This is a genomic window from Streptomyces sp. NPDC002779 (genome assembly GCF_042888685.1).
In the GTDB taxonomy this organism is placed as follows: domain Bacteria; phylum Actinomycetota; class Actinomycetes; order Streptomycetales; family Streptomycetaceae; genus Streptomyces.
Map to the genome: position 1 here is coordinate 292943 of NZ_JBIAQC010000011.1, position 21709 is coordinate 314651.

The window sequence follows — 21709 nt, forward strand, 5'->3', positions numbered from 1 at the left end:
CCGTGAAACGGGGTGGGAACGGCCTGTGCCGTGCCCACCCCGTCTCTCGCCGGGCGCGGCGCCTACGCGTCGATGCGCGAGCGGTCCAGGGTCGCCGCGGAGGAGGAGATGAACTCCTTGCGCGGTGCCACGTCGTTGCCCATCAGCAGGTCGAAGACCTGCTCGGCCGCCTCCAGGTCGGAGAGGTTGATGCGGCGCAGGGTGCGGTGGCGCGGGTCCATCGTGGTCTCGGCCAGCTGGTCGGCGTCCATCTCGCCGAGGCCCTTGTAGCGCTGGATCGAGTCCTTGTAGCGGATGCCCTTGGTCTGGAACTCCATGAGCTTGTCGCGCAGTTCCCGGTCCGAGTACGTGTAGACGTACTTGTCCTGCCCCTTCTTGGGCTGGACGAGCTCGATCCGGTGCAGCGGCGGTACGGCCGCGAAGACGCGTCCCGCCTCGACCATGGGCCGCATGTAGCGCTGGAACAGCGTCAGCAGCAGACAGCGGATGTGCGAGCCGTCCACATCGGCGTCGGTCATCATGACGATCTTGCCGTAGCGGGCCGCGTCGATGTCGAAGGTGCGGCCCGAGCCCGCCCCTATGACCTGGATGATCGCGCCGCACTCGGTGTTCTTCAGCATGTCGGTCACGGACGACTTCTGGACGTTGAGGATCTTGCCGCGGATCGGCAGCAGCGCCTGGAACTCGGAGTTCCGGGCGAGCTTGGCGGTGCCGAGCGCGGAGTCTCCCTCGACGATGAACAGCTCGCTGCGCTCGACGTCGTCGCTGCGGCAGTCGGCGAGCTTGGCGGGCAGCGAGGACGACTCCAGGGCCGTCTTCCTGCGCTGGGCGTCCTTGTGCTGACGGGCAGCGATGCGCGTACGGGCGGCGGCGACCGCCTTCTCCATGACCACCCGGGCCTGGGCGGCCGCGTCCCGCTTGGTGGACGTCAGGAACGCCTTGAGCTCCTTGGTGATCACGGCGTTCACGATGCGGCGGGCCGCCGAGGTGCCGAGGACCTCCTTGGTCTGACCTTCGAACTGGGGTTCGGCCAGACGCACGGTGACGACGGCGGTGAGGCCCTCCAGGGCGTCGTCCTTGACGATGTCGTCCTCGGCCACGCGCAGCAGCTTCTTGGCCCGCAGCACCTCGTTGAGCGTGCTGGTGACGGCCGTCTCGAAGCCCGCGACATGGGTGCCGCCCTTGGGGGTGGCGATGATGTTCACGAACGAGCGCAGGGTGGTGTCGTACCCGGTGCCCCAGCGCATGGCGACGTCGACGTCGAGCTCGCGGGTGACCTGGGTAGGCGTCATCTGCCCGTGCTCGTCCAGGACCGGGACGGTCTCCCTGAAGGTGCCCTGGCCGGAGAAGCGGAGGACGTCGTTGACCGGCTTGTCGGCGGCGAGATACTCGCAGAACTCGCTGATGCCGCCATCGAAGCGGAAGGACTCCTCGCCCTTGCTGCCGTCCTGGCCGAGACCGACTTCGTCGCGCACGACGATGGTCAGGCCGGGCACCAGGAAGGCCGTCTGGCGGGCCCGCTGGTGCAGGTGCTCCAGGGAGAGCTTGGCGTCCTTGATGAAGATCTGGCGGTCCGCCCAGTAGCGCACGCGCGTGCCGGTGCGGTTCCTGGGGATCTTCTTGGTCTTGCGCAGTCCGCTCTTGGCCTCGAACTTGGCGTCGGCCCCGTCGGAGGCGAAGGCTCCCGGGACACCGCGCCGGAAGCTGATGGCGTGGGTGTGGCCGCTGCGGTCCACCTCGACGTCGAGCCGGGCGGACAGGGCGTTCACCACGGAGGCGCCGACGCCGTGCAGGCCGCCGGAGGCCGCGTAGGAGCCGCCGCCGAACTTGCCGCCCGCGTGCAGCTTGGTCATGACGACCTCGACACCGGAGAGGCCCGTCTTGGGCTCGACGTCGACGGGGATGCCCCGGCCGTTGTCGCGGACCTCTACCGAGCCGTCGTCATGGAGGACGACCTCGATGTGGTCGCAGTAGCCCCCGAGGGCCTCGTCGACGGAGTTGTCGATGATCTCCCAGAGGCAGTGCATCAGGCCGCGGCTGTCGGTCGAGCCGATGTACATGCCCGGGCGTTTGCGCACGGCCTCGAGTCCCTCGAGGACGAGGAGGTGCCGCGCGGTGTAGTTGGAACCGTCCCGGTCTGCTCCTGCCAGCAGCGCTGTGGACGGCACGGACGTCTCGGCGGTCACGCGGTTCGCTCCTCGCTGAATTTCAGGTGGTGCCCTTTGGGGTAAGGGCGCGGCTTCGGTTGCCGCTCAGAGCGTACAGAGGCCTGGTAGAGCCGATGTAACGCCACCCTCGTCTCTGGGCAGAGTAGTGCAGGGTCGCATAGGTGTTCGATCCCTCGATGGAGTGAAGTACATATCACGTTCCCTTCGGGGCATGAACCATTTAGGCTCCGGGCACGTCCTCATGAACAAACCGGCAATCCAGCCGGGAGGACCGACCACTACCGACAGCGCGAACCCGTACGACACACAGACACGCAATACGGCACATTCGCCGCCAACCGGCAACAGCCGGCCGCCTGGAAAGTTTTTTCAAGCAAAAGCCCCGAGCGGGAACGTTTTCGGGCTGGTTGGATGTTGACCCTGGTACGACAGCTCGTCGAGCTAGAGAAGAGGCGACGTGACTACTGTTCTGACCCCCGCGAGCCCGTTGACGGCCGCCGACCGCTGCGACCGCTGCGGCGCTCAGGCATACGTGCGTGTCGTCCTGCTGAGCGGCGGAGAACTGCTCTTCTGCGCCCACCACGGCCGCAAGTTCGAGCCGGGACTCAAGAAGATCGCCGCTGAGATACAGGACGAGACGGAGCGACTGACGGCCGCTCCAGCCACCGCCTCCGAAGAAGAGCGCTGACAACTCGCGTCCACGACGAGCCAGCTCCAGGCATTAGGCCGGCGTACGGGCGGCTGCCCCTGATCCTTCAGGGGCAGCCGCCCGTACGCGTTGCCGTGCCGCTCAGGCCCCCTCAGAGGCCCGTAGCGGCCCCGTCAGCCCGGCCGGTGCCGAGGTCCCAGCCCAGCGTCTTCAGGGCGTGGGACACCCGTGTGTACACCCCGGGGCTGCCGGCGCGGCCGCAGCCGCCGCCCCAGGACACCAGCCCGACCAGCCGCCCCCCGGCCACCAGCGGCCCTCCACTGTCCCCCTGGCAGGCGTCCGGACCGCCGTGCACCTCACCGGCGCACAGCATGCTGTCGGCGCTGTAGGAGCCGCCCGCGCCGCCCGGGTACGCCTGCCGGCACAGGGTGTCGGACAGCACCTGCAGACGTGCCGCCCGCAGGCCCGACGGGTAGTTGCCGCTGCCGGTCGCGTCACCCCAGCCGTAGACCATGGCCCGCGTGCCCGCCACGTACGCCGGATCCCCGGCCGGCGCCATCGCGATCACCGACCCCTTCGGCAGGGACTCGGCGAGCGTGAGCACGGCGAAGTCCCCGACATTGGTGGCGTCGTCGTACCCCGGATTCACCCAGGTCTCGCGGACCTTGATCTCCTGGCCCTCCTTCGTGCGCAGGTCCGTGCGGCCCGCGATGACGCTGAAGTCGGCCACCTGCCCCGGCGGCCCCCCGAGGACGTCCTCGTCCAGGCAGTGCGCCGCGGTGAGCACAGTGGACGGGCCGACGGCCACGCCGCCGCAGAACTGGCCCGAGCGCGTACCCCCGAACCGGTCACGGCTGGAGAGGGCCACCGTCCAGGGACTGTCGGAGGCCTCGACCGGAAAACCTCCGACGACGACGTTGTCGGCGGCCGCCGGAGCGGCGGACGCGAGCGGTATGACGGCCGCGGCGGCGGCCAGGACCAGCGGCCCGGCCAGCGCCCGGACAAGGGGGCGACGCATGCGTACTCCTCACTCAGGGCTGTTGTTGAGAAACCCAGCGTGATCCACCCCACAGCGCCTCGCACCCGCGCGGGCACGCGAAAGACCCGGCTCCCGCTCGGGGAACCGGGCCTTGTACGCCGTAGGACCGCGGCCTAGTCGAGGTAGTCGCGCAGCACCTGGGAGCGCGACGGGTGGCGCAGCTTCGACATGGTCTTCGACTCGATCTGGCGGATGCGCTCACGCGTCACGCCGTACACCTTGCCGATCTCGTCGAGGGTCTTCGGCTGACCGTCGGTGAGACCGAAGCGCATCGAGACGACGCCAGCCTCGCGCTCGGACAGGGTGTCGAGGACGGAGTGCAGCTGCTCCTGGAGGAGCGTGAAGCTGACCGCGTCGGCCGGGACGACGGCCTCGGAGTCCTCGATGAGGTCGCCGAACTCGCTGTCGCCGTCCTCGCCCAGCGGGGTGTGCAGGGAGATCGGCTCGCGACCGTACTTCTGGACCTCGATGACCTTCTCGGGGGTCATGTCGAGTTCCTTGGCCAGCTCCTCCGGGGTGGGCTCGCGGCCCAGGTCCTGGAGCATCTGGCGCTGCACGCGCGCGAGCTTGTTGATGACCTCGACCATGTGCACCGGGATACGGATGGTGCGGGCCTGGTCGGCCATGGCGCGGGTGATCGCCTGACGGATCCACCAGGTGGCGTACGTGGAGAACTTGTAGCCCTTGGTGTAGTCGAACTTCTCGACCGCGCGGATCAGACCGAGGTTGCCCTCCTGGATGAGGTCCAGGAAGAGCATGCCGCGGCCGGTGTAGCGCTTGGCCAGGGAGACCACCAGACGGAGGTTGGCCTCCAGGAGGTGGTTCTTGGCGCGGCGGCCGTCCTCGGCGATGATCTCCAGCTCGCGCTTGAGCTTGGGGGCGAGCTTGTCGGCGTTGGCCAGCTTGTCCTCGGCGAACAGACCGGCCTCGATGCGCTTGGCGAGCTCGACCTCCTGCTCGGCGTTGAGCAGCGGGACCTTGCCGATCTGCTTGAGGTAGTCCTTGACCGGGTCGGCGGTGGCACCGGCGGCGGCGACCTGCTGGGCGGGCGCATCGTCCTCGTCCTCGTCGGAGAGCACGAAGCCGGCGCTCTCGGTGCCCTCCGGCTCCTCGCCGGGCTTGACCTCCTCGAGGACCTCTTCCTCGACGAGCTCGGCGTCGTCCTTCTTGGCGGTGGTCTTCTTGGCCGCCGTCTTCTTGGCGACGGTCTTCTTCGCGGCCGTCTTCTTGGCGGGCGTCGCCTTCTTGGCAGCGGCCTTCTTCGCGGGCGCCTCGTCCTCGACGGCTGCCTCGGCGGCGGGGGCCTCAGGCGTGGCGGTGGCGGTGGCCTTCTTCGCGGTCACCGTCTTCGCCGCGACCGTCTTGGTGGCGGTGCGCTTGGCCGGACTCTTCGCTGCAACGCTCTTTCGGGTGCGCTTGGGCTCCGCGGCACTGACCATCAGCGTCACACCCTCTTCCTCGAGGATCTGGTTGAGGCTGCGCAGTACGTTCTTCCACTGAGTGGCCGGAATCTGGTCAGCTTCGAAGGCCCGACGCACGTCATCGCCGGCGATCTGCCCCTCAGCCTTTCCCCGCTCGATGAGCGCCATGACAGAGACGGACTCGGCGATCTCCGGCGGGAGCGTACGGGATGTGCTGGCCGACACGAACAACCTCTCGGAACGTTGGAAAACGGCTTCCGGCCCCGTCCATGACGGACAGGAGCCGACCACCGGCCTGGGGATGGACCGACGGTGCGGGCGGGGGCCGGGAAGATGCACAGCGCCTTGTATGGCGTCCGTATTCCCTCCGCGGCTGTCACCTCTTAGGTCATCGCGCTGCTCCCACGAGCGTTACGCCCAATCTGCGTGGCCCGAGTCACACCCCGTAAGCGCTCAAAAACTGTCAGATGCGGGCAAATGAGGTCAGTCTCCCGGTCCCATCCGCCGTACGCCACCGCGCCCTCGCCCCGCCGCACCGTCGGACCCCGCCGGATCCGGGTGATCCTGCGGGGTCCGACGGCAGGCGGTCCGCCGGCCGGGCGATGCCACAGGAGGGGGGAGGCATCGCCGGCCGCGCCGCCCGTGGGGCGCGCTCAGTGCTCGCGCGGGGCGGGCACCACGCGCTCCACCTCGGGGTGAACCATCAGAAGCTGCCGCATCGCCGTCTCCGCGCCCGTGCCGTCGCCCGCGGCCAGGGCGTCGGCGATCCGGGCGTGGTGCGCCAGCGAGGCGTCGTTCGGCCGGTCACACCCCGCGACCGGACCGCCGGAAACCTGGAGCGCGGCCGACACGATCCCGGACAGGTGTTCCAGCATGCGGTTGCCGGCGACCTGAATGAGCAGCGAGTGGAACTCGGCGTCGGCCCGGGAGAAGGTCAGGGCGTCACCCTGCGCCATGGCGTGGCCCATGATCTCGACCATGTCACCCAGCCGCTGCTGGACGTCCTCACGGCCGTGACCGGCGGCCAGCCGCGCGGCCAGCGGCTCGATCGTCCAGCGCAGCTCGGTCAGCTCACGTCGTTGATCGTCGCGCTGCGGTCCGAAGGCCCGCCACTCGATGATGTCCGGGTCGAGGAGGTTCCAGTCGCTGACGGGACGCACGCGCGTGCCGACGTTCGGCCGGGCGCTGACCAGGCCCTTGGCCTCCAGGACGCGGAGCGACTCACGGACGACGGTGCGGGAGACCTCGAACCGCTGGCCGATCTCCTCGGGCACCAGCGGGCGGTCGGCGCCCAGGTCACCGGAAACGATCATCTGGCCGAGCTGCTGGACGAGTTGGCCGTGCAGTCCGCGCCCGCGGCCCGCGGAGCGCCGGCCCACGCGGCCCAGCTCCTGGTCCGCGCCCTCCCAGGAGGGGACTGCGACGCGGCCGGCGACAGGGGCCTCGGCGTAGGGGTAGCGGTCGAGTTCGCCCGGGCCGGCGAGACCGGAGTCGGCGGAGCGGGCGGCGGTCATCATGGTGTGCGCAAGGGTACTCACGGATCCTTTGTCGGCGCCCTCTTCAACTCCCTTGAGGTCTTTGGTGAAAAGCACACGAAAGGGTGATCGCTCACCCCGTCGCAATTGACGCCTTATCGGAAAGAAATGGGCTTTCCCCGGGGAGTTGTGCGCACAGGGGGTGCTGAAAGCGGGCGGACGGTCGTCATCGGACCTTGCTGCGCAGGGTCGTGAGCAGATACGCGCACAACAGTGCGGTCAGCGACAACATCAGCGCACCACCCACGGGTTGGGCGACCACCCGTACCGCGGCCGCCAGATACCGCTCTCCCCCGAAGGGCCACTGCATCAGCAGCACTTCCCTGAGCCGCAAGGGAAATCCGGCCGCCGATCGCACCGCGGGCCCCTCCAGCACCTTGTGCACCAGCGGTACGACAACCATGGGTACCGCCACCACGGCGGCGAGCCCGGCACTGGTGGACCGGAACACCCCCGCGGCCAGCACACCGGCCCACGCGCACCCCACCACCAGTCCGATCCAACTCACCCCCAGCGACAGCCAGTCCGCGGGAACCTCCGCCACCTCCCGTCCGTATACGAGGTACAGCACTTCGGCATCGCACCCCACCGTCAGACAAGCCAGCGACAGCGCGGTGACCCCGGAGACGAGGAGCTTGGCGGCCAGCAGCCCCAGCCGGCGGGGCACGGTGCCCCGGTCCACCGCCAGCGCGGGATGGCGGAACTCGTCCCCGAAGGCCAGCGCGCCCAGCAACCCGGCCCCGAGCGCCGCGGGCGGCAACGGCAGCTCCCGCGGCCAGGCAGCCAGCAGCCGGGCCTGCGGGGTGTGCCCGATGCGCGCGAGCACCAGCGCGGTGAGGGCCGACACGACGAGGACGGCGGCAGCGGTGAGGAACCCGGTACCGACGCCCGCGGCGCGGCGGATCTCGTAGCGGAGGGGGCGCAGGGGGGAGGGGGCGGGGCGGACGGAGATGGGGGGTGGGAGGGAGGGGAGGGGGGAGGGGGCCCCCGGACCGTTCTCGGTGGGGCCGGTGTCCCGCTCCTCGCCGGATCCCTGCGCAGCCTCCGTCTCCCCCACGGCGTCGGCCGCTTCCTCCCTCGCCGCCGCTCCGGGCCCCATGTCCCCTACCTCGTCGGCGAGTTGATGCACGAGGACGTCGTGCCGGAAGGCCAGTTCGCCGATGTCGGCACAGGTACTGCCGTACACCGAGAGGCGGTTGCCGCCCTCGCGGACGACTTCCACCGAGCGTTGTGCCGTGCGGGCGCCCTTGGCGATGAGGGCCGCGAGGCGGGCGGCGTGGGGGGTGCGGACGGCGACACGGGGGCGGAGGCGGGTGCGGGCGAAGTCGGCGGCGTCCTGGTCGGCGACGAGCCGGCCCTGGTCCAGGGTGATGACGCGGTCGGCCGTGCGTGCGGCTTCCTTGGGGTCGGCGGTGGTGAGCAGGACCGTGCCGCCCTGAGTGGCGTGGGCTCGCAGGAGGCCGTGGAGCCAGCGGCTCTCACGGGCGGACAGTCCATCGGCGGGGTCGTCGAGGACGAGGGTGTGGGGGTCGGCGAGCAGGGCGCAGGCCAGGCCGAGGCGGCGGTCCATACCGCGGGACAGGGTGCCGAGCCGTTCGTCGCGCAGGCTGACCAGGCCGACGACTTCGAGGACTTCGTCGGCGCGGCGGACGGGGACGCCGGCTGCGGCGCACAGCATGCGCAGGTGGCCGCGGACCGTGCGGGCGGGATGGCCCGGCACATCCCCGAGGAGTACGCCCACCTCGCGGGAGGGGTGGGCGATGCGGTGCAGGGGGCGGCCTCTGAAGTAGGTGAGCCCGCGGCCCTGTTGGAGTTCGAGCATGAGTCTGAGCGCGGTCGTCTTGCCCGCGCCGGGGGCGCCGAGCAGCGCCGTGACACGGCCCGCGTGTGCCTCGAAGGAGACGTCGTCGACGGCGGGCGGAAGCTCCTTGCGGGGGTCGCTGGTCAGTCCGAAGGCCTGGATCACCCGATGCAAGATAGCGCGCTATGTCCGGTTTTTCGGGCACCGCAAGGCCCGTTGCCCGAGCGGCAGTCGGTGTGCTCGGATCCTTGTTCGTGGTTCGTGTGCGGACCCGGGCCGCTGGAGCCCCGGGGCTCGTCTCAGACTTCGGGGCGCAGCATCGGGGGGTTGAGGAGGGTGGCGCCGCCGGCCCGGAAGAGCTGCGCCGGGCGTCCCCCTTGGCGGGTGGTGGTGCCGCCGGTGGGGACGAGGAAGCCCGGGGTGCCGGTCACCTTGCGGTGGAAGTTGCGCGGGTCGAGGGCCACGCCCCAGACGGCCTCGTAGACGCGGCGCAGCTCGCCGACGGTGAACTCGGTGGGGCAGAACGCGGTGGCCAGCGAGGAGTACTCGATCTTGGAGCGGGCGCGCTCGACGCCGTCGGCCAGGATCTGGGCGTGGTCGAAGGCGAGCGGGGCGACGGGTTCGTCCTCGCGGCCGTAGCCGTCCTGCTGGAGCAGTTCCTCGACCGGGGCCCAGCGGGCGTTGCTGGCGTCTCCGCCCGCGCGGGGGGCGGGCAGGTCGGGGGCGAGGGCGAGGTGGGCGACGCTGACGACGCGCATGCGCGGGTCGCGCTTGGGGTCGCCGTAGGTGGCGAGCTGTTCCAGGTGGGCGCCGTTGTCCGGGACGGGTACGGCGGCGTCGTGGGCGCGCATGCCCGTTTCCTCGGCCAGTTCGCGTGCCGCCGCCTGTGCCAGGTCCTCGTCGGCCCGGACGAATCCACCGGGGAGGGCCCAGCGGCCCTGGAACGGCGGCTCGCCCCTGCGGACCGCCAGCGCGCACAGGGCATGGCGGCGCACGGTCAGCACGACCAGGTCCACGGTGACGGCGAAGGGCGGAAAGGCTGACGGGTCGTAGGGCATGCGGCGATCATAGTCGTCTTCCTGACGATAAACACTCCCTTCGCCGGCCGCAGGGGCGGCTGATCGGGTTCCATCGGTGATCGGTCTTTCGGGTGTCGCTCGGCGGTCGCTTCCCTGATCGGGTTCGATCAGTGACCCGGGTCGCGGGTGTCGTTCGCTGGTCTGTCCCCTGATCGGTTTTGTCCGTGATCGGTCTTGCGTCCGCTGTTTCCGGTGGGCTGTCGTACGAGGTCACACTCCCAGTTGCAGGCCGTCGGCGGCCTCCTCCACCATGGCGAGGCCGAGCCGACCCACCCGTACGGAGAAGGGGGCGCCCGCGACGCGCAGTCCAGTGAGGACGATCTCGCCGAGGGGTGCGCCGGCCGCGGGGCGGAGGGTGACCGTGCCGGCGGGGGCGTCGGGGCGGATACCGGCGAGGGTGGTCAGCAGCAGGACTCCGGCCGCCGCGGCGGTGGCGGCGGGTCGGCAGGCCGCGGGGTGCGGGAGGGGAGTGCCGGCGTCGGTGCGCTGCTGTCCGCCGTACATCTCCGGCAGCCGGTGGCCGAATGCCTCGGCGGCCGCGATGACGCCGCGCAGCAGCCCGGTCGCCTCCCTCTCGTAGCCTGCGGCGATCAGGCCCGCTACGGCGATGGCGGTCTCGTGGGTCCGTACGGCGCCGCTGCGGTGGCCGAACGGGTTGAACCCGGCCTCTTTGGCGCCGAGCCCGCGCAGGCCCCAGCCGGAGTCCATGGCTGGGCCGCCGAGGAGTCGGGCGAGCTGTTCGGTCTGCACCTTGTCGAGCAGCCCGGGTGCCTGTTCGCCTCCGCCGAGCAGGCCGGTGTCGAGGAGGTGGACGGTGGCGGAGCCCAGGTGCGGTACGAGCCGTCCGTCCGGGGAGCGGGCACCCGCGGGTCGGCCTCCGCCCAGGTCGTCGATCCAGAACTCCCGCTGGAACGCCGTCCGCAGACTCCTCGCCCAGTGCCGTAGCTCGGCGCCGCCCGGTCTGCCGAAGGTGTCGAGCAGTGCGGCGCCGAGCAGCGCCGCGCGGTGGGCGTGGGCCTGGGTTTCGCAGCGCTGTGGTCCGCCGGGATGGGGGTCGCGGAGGTAGGTGTCGTCGCCCACGGTTCTGCGCAGCCAGGTCAGGCAGTTCTCGGCGGCAGGGAGCAGTTCCTCGGTGTCCTTCTCGGGGAGTCCCCAGCGGTGGGCTTCGGCGAGGAGGGCCGGGAAGAGCAGGGTGGCTTCGGTGGCCGTGCAACTCGGTGGCAGGTGGGGGCCGGCGTCTCTGCGCGGCCCGGGGATCATGCCGGACCGGGGTCCGGATCCGGGCAGCTGGGTGCGGGCCAGGGTGCGCAGTGTGCCCGCGGCGAGCCGGGTGCCGAGGGGCAGGGTCATCCGGGCGGCGGCCAGGGCTTCGGCGGGGGCCAGTCCGCAGCGCCAGGGTGCTCCGGCGGCGAGGTGGATGTCGGTGGGGTGGGCGGGGTCGCGCAGCAGCAGGGCCTGGAGGTCTTCGACGCAGGTGTGCAGCAGTGGCTGGACGCCGGAGTGGTCACCCGAGGCCCGGGCGGGGGCCAGCGGGGTCGTCGCCGATGTCCGGCCCACGGTGCGGAGCGGGCCTGCTCCGTCGGACCGTACCCGCAGTTCCACATGGGCGCTTCCGCCGGGGGGCAGTTCGAACTCCCAGCGCAGCAGGCCCGCGGAGGCCAGGGCGTCGGTGGGCGGGGGGTGGGCTGTGACGGCCGCGTTGCCGGAGGCGCAGGTCCAGCGCAGGCCGGAGTCGTGGACGGTGGCGGGCAGTTCGGGGCCGGTAGTGCCGGCCGCGATGGCTCCCAGGGCGGCCAGGTCGGTGCCGAGGGCGACTTCGACCGGGAGGCGCAGGGGGCGCGGGGCGGAGCTGTGCAGGGTGATCCGCTCGGTGCCGTCCGCGTGACGGACGCGCTCGACGACGATGTCGGGGTCCGGGCCCGCGTCGGGGGAGGCGCGGAGGGTGCCGACGAAACGAGCTTGGTCCGCGGCGGTCATCCGGGCGTGCACGGGGAGGGGTTCGCGTCCGGCGACGCGTACCTGGCATCGGGAGAGCAGGCGCCGTCCCGCTCGGTAGAAGCCTTCCAGCCCTCGGCCGATCAGCTGGCCCTGTTCGGTGGAGATGGCGAGAGCGGGGAGGGCTACGCAGATCAGGGCGGTGTGGGTGGGAGGTAGGTCGGTGGGGCGGTGGGGGTGCGGGGCGTGGGTGGAGTGCGGGGGGTGGGCGGGGGCCTTGGTTCGAGGGTCGCCTGCGACTGAGCCGGCTGTCTGCCGGGGGGTGCCCGACGCGGCGTCGGCTGTGTGGGGCGGTGGTGCGAGGTGGATCGGGCCGAAGGGGGGTTCGGGCGGGCGGGCCGCGGGTGGGCGGTTGCGGTCGGCGGCGGAGGGCGGAGTCGGCTGGTGCATGGGGCGGCTTCCTCTGCGCTCTGTGGACCTGGGGCGTGTTCGGCGCCGGGTGGGGGATCCGGGGATACCCGGGCAGGTCGGCGGCACGGCGTGTGGGGGTGTTCCGCCACTCAGGTGAACGGGGGACGCTCCTCGGGGTCACGCTCGGGGCGGCCGAATGGGGGTGGGAGGGGGCGTGTCGTTCTTGGTCACGGCTCCCCTGGGCCCTTGTGTTCGCGTCGCTCGCGGTCACGACTCCCCCTGCGTCTCGCTGCTCGCGGCCCCCGACTTCCTCTGTCCTCCTGTCCGCGTCGCCGCTCGCGGTCACGCGCCCCCCCTCGGTCCCGGTGTCCACGCGGCTCGCGGTCACGGCTCCCCCTCGGTCCCAGTGTCCACTCCGCCCGCCGTCACGGCTCCCCCTCGGCCCCGGTCTCCACCCCGCCCGCCGTCACGACTCCCCCTCCGTCTCCCTGCCCGCGTCACGCCGCTTCCCCTGGGCTCGGGTGGTGCGGGGCTTTCGGCCCGAGCCGGGATGCGTGCCACTGACCGGGGTGCGCGGACCCGGGACCCTGGTCCCCGGTCGGCGGCCGGCCCTGCCGGCGGGTCCCGAGGAGGCCCCGGCGGTTGAAGTGGCAGCACGCGCACGGTGTTTGCGGGCCGGCTCGGCGGTGGTCTGCGTGGGGGCTCGGTCGGTGCGTGCCGCGCGCAGGCAGCGGCGGATGGACTCGGGGTCGAGCCCTTCGTTGCAGGCCTGGTGCAGGAGGCGGGCGAAGAGGTAGTCGGGGTCGGCGCCGAGGGCCATGGCGAGGGCCTCGCGGGCCTCCAGTTCGTCACCGGTGGACCAGGCGACCCACCCGGCGAGGGTGAGCGGCGCCGCGGCGTGCTCGCCGTAGGGGCCGACGCAGCGGCGGGCCAGTGCCCGCCACAGACGCAGGGCGTGGGTGGCCTCGTCGCCCTCCATCCATTCGGCGGCGCAGTCGCGCGTGGTGCGGTCCTGGAGGCCGAGGATGAGCAGGGCCGCCTCGTCATGGGTGATCAGTTGGTCGTCGCGGAGATCCGCGGTGAGGGTGCCTGAGACGGGGGATGCCCCGGCGAGGCGTTCCATGATCCGCCCGGCCAGTGTCAGGGTCTCCTCGGCAACCTCCCCTCGGCTTGTCTCGTCGAGGATCCGGGGGACCAGGGCCATACCGGCGGTGTCGAGGGCGATTTCCTGTTCCAGGGCAGCGGCCGGGGCCTCCCAGGGGAAGAGCCGGGCCCGCAGTTCGCGCAGGGTGCCGCGCACCTGGAGTCCGGCATAGGTGGCGGCCGCCGCAAGCACGGAGGTCCCGGGCAGGCCCATGGGGGTGCCGTCGGACGGGCAGCAGCCTTCGTTCCCGCAGCAGTAGGACCACCAGCGGCCCTCGGAGATGCAGAGGGCCTCAATCACGGGTACGTCGAGGTGGCCGCACTCGGTGCGCAGCTTCTGGGCCAGCGGCCGTAGCCGCTCCATGACCTGTCGGCCGGTCTCGCCCGGCTCGGGCTCCTTGCAGACGTAGGCCACCATCTGCTCGGGTCGGGTGCCCCGGCGTTCGCTGCCGGTGACGAGACCCTGGGCCAACTGTCGTGCCGCGGAGGGCCAGTCGGCCGGGTTGGTGGGGATGCCGAGCCGGGCTCGTCCGCCGAAGCGGCCGCGGCCGTCGCGGTCGTGCAGGGCGACCAGCACGACGCTGTCCTCGGGCCGGTATCCGAGCAGATACGGCAGCGCGTCGGCCAGTTCGGCGGGGGTGCGCAGGGTGACCTGCCGGTCGCCCCCGTGGTTTTCGTAAGCGGTGCAGGCGAGTTGGTCGGTGGGATGGGTCTCGTGCCCCACGAAGTCGCCGTTCTCGGTGTTTCCAGCGTTTTCGCCGTGATTCGTCATGCCCTGACGATCTCGCGGATTGCGAATCTCCGCTTGAGCCTGTGGATAACTCCGAGCAGGGACATGGCAATTGCGTCAGGAACGCAGACCCGACCTCGACTGCCGTGCGAGCTCGGTCCGGCGGACCTCAGCCCGACCAGGCTCAGCCCGCCGCGGCCAGCACCAGCGGAAGCACCTCCCCGCTCCCCGCCCGCCGCAGCAGACGGGCCGCGACCGCCAGTGTCCAGCCGGAGTCCGTGTAGTCGTCCACGAGCAGCACCGGGCCCGGAGAGCTCGCCAGCGCCTCCGCCAGTTCCCCGGACACGGTGAACGCGCCGGACAGTGCCCTCAGCCGTTGCGCGGAGTTGCTGCGCCGCACCGCATGCGCGCCGCCCGGGCCGGTGTAGGTCAGCGTGCCGAGAAACGGCAGCCGCCCGATGTCAGCGATCCCCTGGGCCAGCGTGGCCACCAACCGCGGACGGGTCAGGGACGGCACCGCGACGACTCCCACCGGCCGGGGCGGGGCGTCCGCCGCACCCCATGCCCAACCGCCGGGGGACCGTGCCCAGTCGGCGAGCACGGACACCGCCGCCCGCAGAACTTCGTCGGGGACCGGGCCGTCCGCCGCGTGCTCGGCCAGCAGTGGCCGCAGGCGGTTGCCCCAGCCAATGTCCGAGAGCCGGCCCAGGGCGCGTCCGGTGGAACACTGCTCTCCGGCGGGGATGCGGCCCTTGAGCTCGATGCCCAGGGCGGGCATCCCCGTGGGCCACATCCGGCGCGGTTCGACCTCCACGCCGGGGCGGTCCAGTTCCTTGGCCGCGCCTGTCAGCGCCTCCGCCGTCACCGTGGGGTCGGCCCAGGGTCCCGCGCAGTTGTCGCAGCGGCCGCACGCGGTCGCACCCTCGTCGTCCAGCTGGCGCCGCAGGAACTCCATCCGGCAGCCGGTCGTACTCGCGTACTCGCGCATGGCCTGCTGCTCGGCGGCCCGCTGGCGCGCGACGCGGGCGTAGCGCTCGGTGTCGTACACCCAGTCGGCTCCGGTGGCGATCCAGCCGCCCTTGACCCGCTTCACCGCGCCGTCGACGTCCAGCACCTTCAACATGGTCTCCAGGCGGCTGCGCCGCAGGTCCACGGCCGCCTCCAGTGCGGGTACGGACAGCGGGCGCCCGGCCCCGGCGAGCGCCGAGAGGGTTTGGCGGACCTGGGTCTCGGGCGGGAAGGCGGTGTCGGCGAAGTAGCGCCAGATGGCCTCGTCCTCCTTGCCCGGCAGCAGCAGGACGTCGGCGTGGGCGACGCCTCGGCCCGCCCGTCCGACCTGCTGGTAGTAGGCGATGGGCGAGGACGGAGAGCCGAGGTGGACCACGAAGCCGAGGTCAGGCTTGTCGAAGCCCATGCCGAGCGCCGAGGTCGCCACCAGTGCCTTCACCCGGTTCGCCAGCAGGTCCTCCTCGGCTTGGAGCCGGTCCGCGTTCTCCGTGCGGCCCGTGTAGGAGGCGACAGCAAAGCCGCGCTGCCGCAGGAAGGCGGTGGCCTCCTCGGCCGCGGCCACGGTGAGGGCGTAGATGATCCCGGACCCGGAGAGGTCGTTCAGGTGCTCGGCGAGCCAGCCCAGTCGGTGGGCGGCGTCGGGCAGTTGGACCACACCGAGGCGCAGGCTCTCCCGCTCCAGCGGGCCGCGCAGCACCAGGGCCTCGCCCGCGCCGGTGCCCAGTTGCTCGGCCACGTCGGCCGTCACGCGCGCGTTGGCCGTCGCGGTGGTGGCCAGCACGGGGACACCGGGTGCGAGCTCGGCGAGCATCGCCCGCAGCCTGCGGTAGTCCGGGCGGAAGTCATGTCCCCAGTCGGAGATGCAGTGCGCCTCGTCGACGACGAGCAGACCGGTCGTAGCCGCCAGCTTGGGCAGCATCTGGTCGCGGAAGTCGACGGAGTTGAGACGCTCCGGACTCACCAGGAGCACATCGGTCTCGCCGCGTTCGACCTCCTCCTGGATGGTGTCCCACTCCTCGGGGTTGGCCGAGTTGATGGTGCGCGCGCGGATGCCGGCCCGCCCCGCCGCCTCGACCTGGTTGCGCATCAGCGCCAGCAAGGGCGAGACGATCACCGTGGGACCCGCGCCGCGCTTGCGCAGCAGGGCGGTGGCGACGAAGTAGACCGCCGACTTCCCCCAGCCGGTGCGCTGCACCACCAGGGCGCGCCGGTGCTCGCGCACCAGGGCGGCGACCGCCTGCCACTGGTCCTCCCGCAGGCGGGCCGTTCTGTCCCGGTCGCCGACCAGCTGACCGAGGATGGCATCGGCTTCGGCACGGAGTTCCAGTTCGTCCATACCCCCATGCAACCTGATAGCACTGACAGTCAGCCACCGCAGCCCGTGCCCGGCCGCTTCCCACCGCCCCGCGCGCGTGCCGAAGCATCACTGCTCGGTGGACACGACCGACGTGTCGCCCCAGGCTGGTAACCAGCGGGTCATGGCGTCGTACGGCGCGCAGAGTGGCCTGTACCGCCGCCGCGCGCCCCCTCACCTCCAAAGAGCGTCGCACCCCACGCGTCACCAGGTGACGCAATGGGTAGGGATATAAGACGCACGCCGTCCTATATCGGTCGGTCGCCCCAATTGCTCGTTGCCGCAACCCAGTTCGACAGGAAGAATTGAAGTCCGCTCCCCGCACGGCTCGCCCGTGGTCCGGCAGGGCTCCGCCGCGGTGTGCGCTCCCCCGATTCCACCCCGCCCGCAGTGTGGGCGCGTAGCCGAAGGGAGGACCGTGACCTTCGGATTCGCTCCGTCCCCCGCGGCATCCACGTCGACCTCCAACGATCTGTCCGCCACCTCGCTGGGCCGCGTGCTGGAGCCCGCGGAGTGGGCCGCCGCCGGAATCCCCCTGCTGCGCAATCCCCGCGAGGTCGTCAGCGGACTGCACTCCCGGCACCACCCCCGGCCCGCGACGGCGATCGTGGCCGTCCTGGATCCGGACGAGCGGCTGCTGGCAAGTGCCTCGTTCACCCGCCGGCCGGCCCCGGCCGACGGCTGGATGTTCCGCAACGTCCTGCTCGACCAGCTGCGCCGGATCATCCCGCACGACCTGCGCCGCCGCACCCCGGTGCGCACCGCCGTCCTGCTCTACTGCCGTGACGGAGACGCGCGTTGGACGCCGGAGGACGGAGCATGGATGTGGGGCCTGCGGGACGCCTGCACTCTGCACGGCCTGCGCTGCGGCGCGTACATCACGCTGACCCGGGACGGCTGGCAGGTGCTCGGTGAGGGGCGCGGCGGCCGTCGCCCCAGCGTCGACTCCATACCGGAGCCGTTCGCCACCTCCGAGTCACCGCCCCCGCTCCCCCGCACCGGCGGCGGCGCCTCGGAACTGTTGCGCCGTGCGGCGGCTCGCTGAGCCTCCCCGAGGAGAGCCTCCCCGAGGGCGGAACGTTTCTCCGCCCACAACGGCCTGTACCTGACGCACGTGCCCTCTTACGCCCCACAAGACGCCGGGCGCCCCACAAGACGCCACATGACGCCGGACCCTAGGGGCGCCCATGAACGCTCAGGCCGGAAGACCCGATGGCGACGGCTGGAGCCGAGCCAGCCCTCACCCGCGCACGCCGAAGCCCACCCCGTGCCGATACCGCCGCGCGCCGCGGCGACACCCCGGCGGACCCGCCTCCGGAGGAAACCGGAGGCGGCTCAGACGCCCGCACCCAGCACCGAGTTGATCTGCTGCGGGTCGCCGCAGACGATCAGCAGGGCGCCGGCCCGGCCGAGGGCCAGGGGCAGGGCGGTGGCGGCAGCGGTGTCGGATCCGCCGTTGACGGCGACCACGACGACGGGGCGCGAGGCGGCACGACTCACGGTGGCGGCGTCCGCGTAGAAGACGTCGTCGCCCGCGTCGTGCTGAGCCCAGTAGGAGGCTTCGCCGAAGGACAGCTCGTGCGCGGCCCACGGGTGCTGTTCGCCGGTGGTGATCACCAGGACGTCACCAGGGGAACGGCCCGATTCCAGCAGCAGGTCGACGGCTTCCTCGGCAGCGTCCAGCGCACCCTCGGCCGAGGCCGGGATCAGCTGGATCTGCGGAGTCGCCGCAGCCGGTGCGGGGACGGGGGCAGCCGGACCGGCCGGTCCGGGCTTGGCCGCGGGCACGTCACGGGGCGTGCGTTGCGCCGGCGCCGTGGGCCGCGGGGGCCCGGGGCGGCCGGGACGCGACGGAGCCGCGAGACGCGGACCGGGTACGGGGCGGGGGGTCGGCGCGGTGCGGCCACTGGCCGGCGTGGCGCGGGGACCCTGGGCACTCTCGTGAATCTGAGGCTCCTCGGGAATGAGAGGCATGGGCTGATATTTATCAAACGTTGGTGCGGCTCACGTGAACGGGTGGCACATGAGTGCGAACAGAACGGTCAGAAATCGAAGCCGAGCTGCCCCTCGATCTCCGGAACACTCCGTTCCGCCCACCTGCGGACCTTCTTGAGGTGCTGCCACTGGGGCAGCGCATCAAGATACGCCCACGACAAGCGGTGGTACGGGGTGGGTCCCCGCTCCTCCAGTGCGGCCTTGTGCACGGGCGACGGATACCCGGCATTGTCCGCAAAACCGAAGTCTGCATGGTCGATACCCAGTTCGGCCATCATTTTGTCGCGCTGAACCTTGGCGATCACCGAGGCCGCCGCGACCGCCACACAGGACTGGTCGCCCTTGATCACCGTGCGGACCTTCCACGGGTCCCCGAGGTAGTTGTGCTTGCCGTCGAGGATCACCGCGTCGGGACGGACCGGCAGCGCCTCCAGGGCGCGTACCGCGGCCAGCCGCAGCGCGGCCGTCATCCCGAGATCGTCGATCTCCTCCGGCGAGGCGTGCCCCAGGGCGTACGACGTCACCCATGCCTTCAACACCACGGCCAGTTCGGTGCGCCGCTTGAGGGTGAGGAGCTTGGAGTCGGTGAGACCGTCGGGGGGCCGGCGCAGTCCGGTGATCGCCGCGCAGACGGTGACGGGGCCGGCCCAGGCGCCGCGCCCCACCTCGTCGACACCGGCAATGATCTTCGCTCCGGTCGTGGCGCGGAGTGAGCGCTCGACGGTGTGAGTAGGCGGTTCGTACGGCATGGCGCCCTTAGCGTACGCCGCCCGGATCACCGGGCGGTACCCCGGTTTCCCCTGACGGCTCCAGGCACCGCTTCCCAGCCGCTCAGCCCCCGCTCGGCCGGAGCACCGGCATCATCAGCTGATCGATCAACTCCGCCAGTTCGTCATCGCCCCATTCACTTCCGCGCATCTTGGAGCGGTACATCATCATCGCCGGGATCGCATCGAAGACACATCCGTTGGCAGCGTCGGAGCGCACTTCTCCCCGCTCTATTCCACGGGTGATGACCTCGCGGATCAGCTTGAGGGTGGGCTCCACGACACCGTCGTAGATCACGCTGTGGAACCGCTCCGCCTGAACCTGGTCGCATTCGTGAATGACCGCACGGAGGGCGAAACCGGGGCGCGAGTACATGGCGTCCCGCGCCATACGGCACAGCGCGAGCAGATCGTCGCGCACGCTGCCGAGATCGGGCACCGCCTCTATCCGGGGCAGCCCGGCCTGCAGCGCGTCGGCGACGAGGTCCTCCTTCGACGGCCAGCGGCGATAGACCGCGGCCTTGCCGGTCTGGGCGCCGGCGGCGACACCCTCCATCGTGAGGCCGTTCCAGCCGACCGTACTGAGCTGTTCCAGCGTGGCGTCGAGGATCGCGCGTTCCAGCACGGCGCCGCGCCGGCGCATCGAGGCCGCCTGAGCGGGGGCGGCCGTCCAGCGCGAGGTAACCATCAGCGTCTCCAGCGAACAAGGGAGCGGGTGTTTCAGGGGATTCAGGAAGACCGCGCGGCAGCGACAGGGGGAACGCCACGCGGCGACAAGCTGAGTGAACGCTTGCGTTCACTACTGGGGACTCACTACCGTTGACGCGACAGTGAACGCGAGCGTTCACTAACGCCTTTGTGGGGGACCCATAGTGACAACCTCTCAGTTGATTCAGGACCAGAAACCAGGTGCGGCCCGCAGGCCGGGCCGTCCCGGCATCGCACTCGCCGTCATCGCGGCCTGCCAACTCATGGTGGTCCTCGACGCGACGATTGTGAACATCGCACTCCCGCACATTCAAGACGCCCTCAAGTTCAGCACCACCGACCTCACCTGGGTCGTCAGTTCCTACACGCTGACCTTCGGCGGTCTGCTCCTGCTCGGCGGCCGGGCCGGCGACATCCTCGGTCGCCGCCGGGTCTTCATGACCGGCATTCTGCTCTTCACGTTCGCCTCGCTGCTCGGTGGCCTCGCCCAGGAGCCCTGGCAGCTGCTGGCGGCGCGCGTGCTGCAGGGCGTGGGTGGCGCCATCGCGTCGCCGACCTCGCTGGCGCTCATCACCACGACGTTCCCCGAAGGCCCGGAACGCAACCGGGCGTTCGGCGTCTTCGCCGCGGTCTCCGCGGGCGGCGGCGCCATCGGACTGCTCGCCGGCGGCATGCTCACCGAATGGCTCGACTGGCGGTGGGTGCTCTTCGTCAACGTGCCGATCGGCATCCTGATCGCCGTCCTGACCCCGCTCTACATCAACGAATCCGAACGGCACAGCGGCCGCTTCGACATCACGGGCGCGATGACCTCGACGCTGGGCATGGCGTCCCTCGTGTACGGCTTCATCCGGGCGGCCGACGAGGGCTGGCGGGACAGCCTGACCATCGGATCCTTCGTCGCGGCGGTGGTCCTGCTGCTGGCCTTCGCGTTCATCGAGAGGCGGGCCAAGGAGCCGATCACTCCCCTGCGGATGTTCGCCGACCGCAACCGCTCCGGCACGTACGTGATCATGCTGAGCCTGGCAGCGGCGATGTTCGGCATGTTCTTCTACATCGTGCTCTTCGTGCAGAACGTGCTGGGGTACACCCCGATCGAAGCGGGCCTCGCCTTCCTTCCGGTGACCGTGGTGATCGCCATCGGCGCGGGTCTGTCGCAGCGGTTCCTGCCGGTGCTGGGCCCGAAGCCCTTCATGGTGGCCGGCTCGACGCTCGTCGTGATCGGACTGGCCTGGCAGGCACTGATCAGCGCCGACAGCTCCTACGTGGGCGGAGTGCTGGGGCCGATGCTGCTGTTCGGCCTGGGCATGGGGCTGAACTTCGTGACGCTGACGATCACCGCCGTCTCCGGGGTCGCCCAGCACGAGGCCGGTGCCGCCTCCGGACTGCTCAACACCACCCAGCAGGTGGGCGGGGCGCTCGGTCTGTCCATCCTGACCACGGTGTTCGGCTCCGCCAGCAAGGAGGAGGCGGAGAAGCAACTGCCGCGGTTCATGGCAGAGGCCTCGCCGGAGCAGAAGGCACAGTTCGCCGAGACGCACCAGATGCCCGGCCCCTGGGGGCACGCGGTGCTCACGCAGGGCATCTCCATGGGCTTCGTGGCGGCCGCCGCGATGGGCGTCCTCGCCCTGGCCACCGCATGGCTGGTGATCAAGGTCCGCAAGAGCGACCTGGAAGCCCTGGCCGGCACGGCGGGCCCGATGGCCGGTTGATCCGGCCGGCGCCGCATGGGACCGCGGATGGCCGGACCTCGCCCGGGGGACCGACGGCGAGGGCGACGGCCCGGTCATCCGCACTCGTCGCAGCAACCGAAGCACCAGCAACCGAAGCGCCAGCACCAGCACCAGCACCACGTACCTGTCCACCCCCCGCGTTACCTTCTTCGTGGCTCCGCAATGGGGCCTCCGGCCTTCGGGTCCGGCATGACTTCCCCCCCTTGTTGCGGTTGATGATCCGGGGGGTGGTG

The 21709-nt window shown here is 71.3% G+C and carries 15 protein-coding genes; 3 read left to right on the forward strand and 12 right to left on the reverse strand.

Annotated elements, in window-relative coordinates; translation table 11 throughout:
- Positions 1-62: 62 nt before the first annotated feature.
- A complete protein-coding gene (locus ACFYW5_RS29110) occupies positions 63-2186 on the reverse strand; it encodes a type IIA DNA topoisomerase subunit B (protein ID WP_389420061.1) in 2124 nt (707 codons plus the stop codon).
- Positions 2187-2625: 439 nt separating this feature from the next.
- Here ACFYW5_RS29110 and ACFYW5_RS29115 point away from each other — a divergent pair, with 439 nt between their 5' ends.
- Positions 2626-2856: a hypothetical protein gene (locus ACFYW5_RS29115; RefSeq protein WP_250071150.1), complete on the forward strand. Its 231-nt coding sequence runs from the start codon at positions 2626-2628 to the stop codon at positions 2854-2856.
- A 112-nt stretch (positions 2857-2968) separates the two neighbouring features.
- Here the strand turns inward: ACFYW5_RS29115 and ACFYW5_RS29120 are convergent, their stop codons facing one another.
- The 8 genes from ACFYW5_RS29120 to ACFYW5_RS29155 all read right to left on the reverse strand — a co-directional run bounded on the left by ACFYW5_RS29120 (position 2969) and on the right by ACFYW5_RS29155 (position 16255).
- Positions 2969-3835 carry a serine protease gene (locus tag ACFYW5_RS29120; RefSeq protein WP_389420062.1) on the reverse strand — a complete coding sequence of 289 codons (867 nt, stop codon included), beginning with the start codon at positions 3833-3835 and terminating at the stop codon, positions 2969-2971.
- Positions 3836-3969: 134 nt separating this feature from the next.
- Positions 3970-5502: an RNA polymerase sigma factor gene (locus ACFYW5_RS29125; RefSeq protein ID WP_389420063.1), complete on the reverse strand. Its 1533-nt coding sequence runs from the start codon at positions 5500-5502 to the stop codon at positions 3970-3972.
- 428 nt (positions 5503-5930) lie between these two features.
- Positions 5931-6815 carry a FadR/GntR family transcriptional regulator gene (locus ACFYW5_RS29130; protein ID WP_389420064.1) on the reverse strand — a complete coding sequence of 295 codons (885 nt, stop codon included), beginning with the start codon at positions 6813-6815 and terminating at the stop codon, positions 5931-5933.
- A gap of 163 nt (positions 6816-6978) precedes the next feature.
- Positions 6979-8778 carry an ATP-binding cassette domain-containing protein gene (locus tag ACFYW5_RS29135; protein ID WP_389420065.1) on the reverse strand — a complete coding sequence of 600 codons (1800 nt, stop codon included), beginning with the start codon at positions 8776-8778 and terminating at the stop codon, positions 6979-6981.
- Positions 8779-8912: 134 nt separating this feature from the next.
- Positions 8913-9671 (reverse strand): NUDIX domain-containing protein, encoded by a 759-nt coding sequence (locus ACFYW5_RS29140; RefSeq protein WP_389420066.1) that lies wholly within the window; start codon positions 9669-9671, stop codon positions 8913-8915.
- 231 nt (positions 9672-9902) lie between these two features.
- Complete coding sequence (locus ACFYW5_RS29145; RefSeq protein ID WP_389420067.1) at positions 9903-12077, reverse strand: glycogen debranching N-terminal domain-containing protein; 2175 nt, start codon at positions 12075-12077, stop codon at positions 9903-9905.
- Between the two features lie 427 nt (positions 12078-12504).
- Positions 12505-13953: a DUF4192 domain-containing protein gene (locus ACFYW5_RS29150; RefSeq protein WP_389420068.1), complete on the reverse strand. Its 1449-nt coding sequence runs from the start codon at positions 13951-13953 to the stop codon at positions 12505-12507.
- Between the two features lie 142 nt (positions 13954-14095).
- A complete protein-coding gene (locus ACFYW5_RS29155) occupies positions 14096-16255 on the reverse strand; it encodes a RecQ family ATP-dependent DNA helicase (RefSeq protein WP_389420069.1) in 2160 nt (719 codons plus the stop codon).
- 436 nt (positions 16256-16691) lie between these two features.
- On the opposite strand from ACFYW5_RS29155, the gene ACFYW5_RS29160 reads away from it, so the two are divergent.
- Complete coding sequence (locus ACFYW5_RS29160) at positions 16692-17318, forward strand: hypothetical protein (RefSeq protein WP_389420070.1); 627 nt, start codon at positions 16692-16694, stop codon at positions 17316-17318.
- A 290-nt stretch (positions 17319-17608) separates the two neighbouring features.
- Here the strand turns inward: ACFYW5_RS29160 and ACFYW5_RS29165 are convergent, their stop codons facing one another.
- The 3 genes from ACFYW5_RS29165 to ACFYW5_RS29175 all read right to left on the reverse strand — a co-directional run bounded on the left by ACFYW5_RS29165 (position 17609) and on the right by ACFYW5_RS29175 (position 19723).
- Positions 17609-18247 carry a hypothetical protein gene (locus ACFYW5_RS29165; RefSeq protein WP_389420071.1) on the reverse strand — a complete coding sequence of 213 codons (639 nt, stop codon included), beginning with the start codon at positions 18245-18247 and terminating at the stop codon, positions 17609-17611.
- Positions 18248-18315: 68 nt separating this feature from the next.
- The gene (locus ACFYW5_RS29170; RefSeq protein ID WP_389420072.1) at positions 18316-19017 is read right to left on the reverse strand and encodes a ribonuclease HII; all 702 of its coding nucleotides are present in this window, start codon (positions 19015-19017) and stop codon (positions 18316-18318) included.
- Positions 19018-19099: 82 nt separating this feature from the next.
- Positions 19100-19723 (reverse strand): TetR/AcrR family transcriptional regulator, encoded by a 624-nt coding sequence (locus tag ACFYW5_RS29175; RefSeq protein ID WP_389420073.1) that lies wholly within the window; start codon positions 19721-19723, stop codon positions 19100-19102.
- 184 nt (positions 19724-19907) lie between these two features.
- Here ACFYW5_RS29175 and ACFYW5_RS29180 point away from each other — a divergent pair, with 184 nt between their 5' ends.
- Positions 19908-21455 carry an MFS transporter gene (locus tag ACFYW5_RS29180; protein WP_389420074.1) on the forward strand — a complete coding sequence of 516 codons (1548 nt, stop codon included), beginning with the start codon at positions 19908-19910 and terminating at the stop codon, positions 21453-21455.
- The last annotated feature ends 254 nt before the right edge of the window (positions 21456-21709 follow it).